General features: G+C 52.1%; 5 protein-coding genes. 4 read left to right on the forward strand and 1 reads right to left on the reverse strand.

Features of this window, described 5'->3' with window-relative positions; genetic code table 11:
• The 3 genes from B2Z72_RS14120 to dapB form a co-directional block, all read left to right on the forward strand.
• A partial coding sequence (locus B2Z72_RS14120; protein ID WP_297005107.1) for an Hsp70 family protein occupies positions 1–451 on the forward strand: 451 nt, incomplete at its 5' end.
• 191 nt (positions 452–642) lie between these two features.
• A complete protein-coding gene (dnaJ, locus tag B2Z72_RS14125) occupies positions 643–1,764 on the forward strand; it encodes a molecular chaperone DnaJ (protein ID WP_296982970.1) in 1,122 nt (373 codons plus the stop codon).
• Positions 1,765–1,884: 120 nt separating this feature from the next.
• Positions 1,885–2,688 carry a 4-hydroxy-tetrahydrodipicolinate reductase gene (dapB, locus tag B2Z72_RS14130; RefSeq protein WP_297005110.1) on the forward strand — a complete coding sequence of 268 codons (804 nt, stop codon included), beginning with the start codon at positions 1,885–1,887 and terminating at the stop codon, positions 2,686–2,688.
• A 79-nt stretch (positions 2,689–2,767) separates the two neighbouring features.
• On the opposite strand, the gene B2Z72_RS14135 is transcribed toward dapB, so the two are convergent.
• The gene (locus B2Z72_RS14135; RefSeq protein WP_296981508.1) at positions 2,768–3,376 is read right to left on the reverse strand and encodes a TetR/AcrR family transcriptional regulator; all 609 of its coding nucleotides are present in this window, start codon (positions 3,374–3,376) and stop codon (positions 2,768–2,770) included.
• A gap of 574 nt (positions 3,377–3,950) precedes the next feature.
• Here B2Z72_RS14135 and B2Z72_RS14140 point away from each other — a divergent pair.
• Positions 3,951–4,110, forward strand: a 160-nt coding sequence (locus B2Z72_RS14140; RefSeq protein ID WP_297005112.1) for a carbamoyl-phosphate synthase domain-containing protein, incomplete at its 3' end; no start/stop codon positions are given.

Consider the following 4,110-nt stretch of genomic DNA (forward strand, 5'->3'; position numbering starts at 1 on the left):
CAAGGCGACCGGTAAAGAGCAGTCCATTGTGATTAAAGCGTCTTCTGGTCTGAGTGACGATGAAATCGAAAAAATGGTTAACGATGCAGAAGCAAACGCAGAAGCGGACCGTGAATTCGAAGAACTGGTACAGGTACGTAACACTGCCGATGGCCTGATCCATGCGACTAAGAAAACGCTGGAAGATGCCAAAGACAAAGTGACTGACGATGAAAAAACAGCAATCGAAAAAGCCATCGCAGATCTGGAAGAAGCTCTGAAAGGTTCCGATAAAGCTGACATCGAAGCGAAAACCAACGCTCTGACTGAAGCATCCAGTGGTCTGGCGCAGCGTCTGTACGCTGAACAGGCTCAGGCTGAGCAAGCTGCTGGCGCCGACGCCGGTGGCCAGTCTTCCAGCCAGGATGACGATGTTGTGGACGCCGAGTTTGAAGAAGTGAAAGACAAGTAATCAATTCCTTGAATTGATCATCTGAGAACGCGGCAGTCTTCCTTTACGAGGGCTGTCGCGTTTTTTTGCTTGTTTTGCCTGAAGAAAACTCGCAAAAAGCCAGAAAGAAATCTGATAGAAAAAGTTACAGCCGATTGTGTTCCTGCTGATCTGAACGACATCGCAGGCAGCAGATTAACAACAGGTGCAATATGTCAAAACGAGATTATTACGAGGTTCTTGGAGTCAGCCGTGACGTTGACCAGAAAGAACTGAAAAAAGCTTATCGTAAGCTGGCGATGAAGTATCACCCGGACCGTAACCCGGACGATAAAGACGCCGATGCAAAATTCAAGGAAGCGACCGAAGCCTACGAAGTGCTGGGCGATGCGCAGAAACGTCAGGCTTATGATCAGTTTGGTCACGCTGGCGTTGATGGTCAGGCCGGTGGTGGCTTTGGTGGTGGTGCAGGTGGTGCCAACTTTTCCGATATTTTCGGCGATGTGTTCGGCGATATTTTTGGTGGCGGCGGCGGTGGTCGCGGCGGCCCGCAACGTGGTTCCGATCTGCGTTATACGCTGGAGCTGACGCTGGAAGAAGCGGTGCGCGGTATCGAGAAGAAAATCCGCATCCCGACGCTGGCATCCTGTGAAACCTGTGATGGTACCGGTGCCAAACCGGGTACCAAGCCAAAAACCTGTACCACCTGTAACGGTGCTGGTCAGGTACGTATGCAGCAGGGTTTCTTCTCGGTGCAGCAGACCTGTCCGAGCTGTCGTGGTCAGGGCACTATGATTGATGATCCGTGCACCAGCTGTCACGGTCGCGGTGTAAAAGAAGAAACCAAAACCCTGTCGGTGAAAATTCCGCCAGGTGTGGATACCGGTGACCGTATTCGTCTGGCAGGTGAAGGCGAAGCGGGTGCCATGGGTGGTCCGGCTGGTGATCTGTATGTGCAGGTCAGCGTGCGTGAACATAATCTGTTCCACCGTGATGGCCGTAACCTGTACTGTGATGTGCCGATCAGCATTGTTGATGCAGCATTGGGTGGTGAGCTGGAAGTGCCGACACTGGATGGCCGGGTCAAACTGAAGATTCCCGCCGAAACTCAGTCCGGCAAACTTTTCCGTCTGCGTGGTAAAGGTGTCACCCCGGTGCGTGGTGGCCCGGCTGGTGATCTGCTGTGTCGTGTGCAGGTAGAAACGCCGGTTAACCTGACCTCAGAGCAGAAAGATCTGCTGATGAAGTTCCAGGAATCGCTGACCGGTGAAAAACACTCGCCACAGAAGAAAAGCTGGTTTGAAGGTGTGAAGAAGTTCTTCGAAGACATCTGATCACCAGCCAGCGCTGGTCCGATAACTGAGTGGGGTGGCCCGGCATGGCCCGGGCGCCTCGCATCTGACGTTCAATCGCTATATCCTTAGCGCCGTATTTACTCTTACCCGGAAGAACTCATGACCCGTATTGCTATTACCGGTGCCGCAGGCCGCATGGGCCGAATCCTGATCGAAGCGGTGTGCGCCGCAGAAAAAGCTGAACTGGGCGCTGTCATTGTGCTGCCTGGCGATCCTATGGCTGGTGTCGATGCCGGTGCGATTGCCGGTCAGGGCACAAGCCTGAATGTTGTTGCAGAAACCAGTCTCGAAGCGGTTATTGATCAGTTTGATGTGCTGATCGATTTCACCGCACCTGCTGCGACCATGGCCAATATTGAGCTGTGTCGCCAGCACGGTAAAAAGATCGTGATTGGTACCACCGGTCTGAGCGATGAACAGAAAGCCGAGATGAAAGTGAAAGCGGCGGATATGGGGATTGTATTTGCGCCGAACTATTCCGTAGGCGTAAATCTGTGTCTGAATCTGCTGCGAATGGCTGCTTCTGTAATGGGTGAAGATTCCGATATCGAAGTGATCGAAATGCACCACCGCCACAAAGTGGACGCGCCATCCGGTACCGCGCTGCGTATGGGTGAAGTGGTTGCTGAAACCATGGGCTGGGATCTGAATGAAGTGGCCTGTTATGGTCGTGAAGGTCAGACCGGTGCCCGTCCGCACAAGCAGATCGGTTTTGAAACTATCCGTGGTGGTGACGTGGTGGGTGATCACACCGTGATGTTTGCCGCAGAGGGTGAGCGTGTGGAAGTCACTCACAAAGCGCAAAGCCGTATGACCTTTGCCAAAGGTGCGGTACGTGCAGCACTGTGGGTTGGCGAGCAGCCAAATGGCCTGTACGACATGCAGGACGTGCTGGGCTTCTGATGCCGGTTTACCTGTATTGAGAACGCCATAAAAAAACCGCTCAATTGAGCGGTTTTTTTATGGGTGAGGCTTTTTCAGATCAGTGCTTTACACCGAGGATATGGTCGAAACCACGCTCGACCATCTGCTCCATGCCCGCTGGTTTACCGGCCGGATCAAAGATCATCGACACCAGCATCTGTGAGTTACCCAGTGCCCAGCGTGCACGTTCGCGCGGTGCCAGGCCCATATCCAGCAGACCCATTTTGATACCGCGGTCTACCTGATCACTGAAGATATCCAGAATTTTATTCTGGAAGGCGAGGTACTGAGGCCAGATTTCATCGCGTACCGAAGCACTCCACTCCAGCCATACTTTGATGTAATCCGGGTTGTCTTCACAGGCCTGCAGGAAGCCATTGACGTTGGCGCGGATCGCTTCAACCGGGTTGCTGTATTCCTCGTTGATCTGCTCGGCCATGCCCAGCAGGTAGTCTTCCACTTCGGTCAGGACAGCATCAACCAGCGCTTCGCGGGTTTTGAAGTAATTGAACACGGTGGCAACGGATACACCACCCAGTTCGGCAATTTCAGTGTGACCACCACGGCCGATGCCGCGTTTTGCGAACACTTCAACGGCGTCTCTCAGCAGCAGTTTTTTGCGCTCTTCGGGTTGCAGGCGGCGACGACCTTCGACAGCTACGGGCATAAAGTACCTCTTAGAATATTGTATTGTGTATCGGCGGACAGCACGGTCTGCCCGGTCTTTCAGTGAAAATGTGCGTTATTGAGAATGGTTTTCACTATTGTAGGTTCTCTCAGTAGTTAACCCTCTCAATAACGATTATTTAAGAACTCTCAGGCGATGGAGTGAAGTTTTATCGAGTGTAAATTTGTATGTAATATATTGTAACAATATGTAATCTGTCATTGAGTCGGTAGAAGTACTGATATTTCACGCTGAATTTTCGCGCCCGGGTGGTTGTTACCGGGTGTATGGGGTTGTGGGAGTGTGTGCGGAGAAATGAGGACTGCGGCGTCGTTGCCGGACAAGAGGGCTGCTACTTAAGGGTACTTTATGAATGGACATAAGCCACTGTTTTCAGTATCCTTTAGGGTTAATTAAAGCACGTACTGCGGTTACTTTGAAAAGCCGCCGAAAACAGCCCGAAATTAGCGGAATGGAGTCAGAATGTCACCATTCCGCTTTTTTACGGCCAGAGCCTAGGCGGTTCAGCGGTGCGTCATCTGCAGATTTTGTTTCTTTGTTCGGGGAATTAACTTTGTCTACGCCAGCCATTCTAGCGCTTGAGGACGGCAGTATCTTTAAGGGCACCAGCATTGGTGCAACTGGTCACGCTGTTGGAGAGGTTGTATTTAACACCTCCATGACGGGCTACCAGGAGATTCTGACTGATCCATCCTACGCTAACCAGATTGTCC

This window comes from Thalassolituus sp. UBA6592 (assembly GCF_002433655.1).
Classification (GTDB): domain Bacteria; phylum Pseudomonadota; class Gammaproteobacteria; order Pseudomonadales; family Oceanobacteraceae; genus Venatoribacter.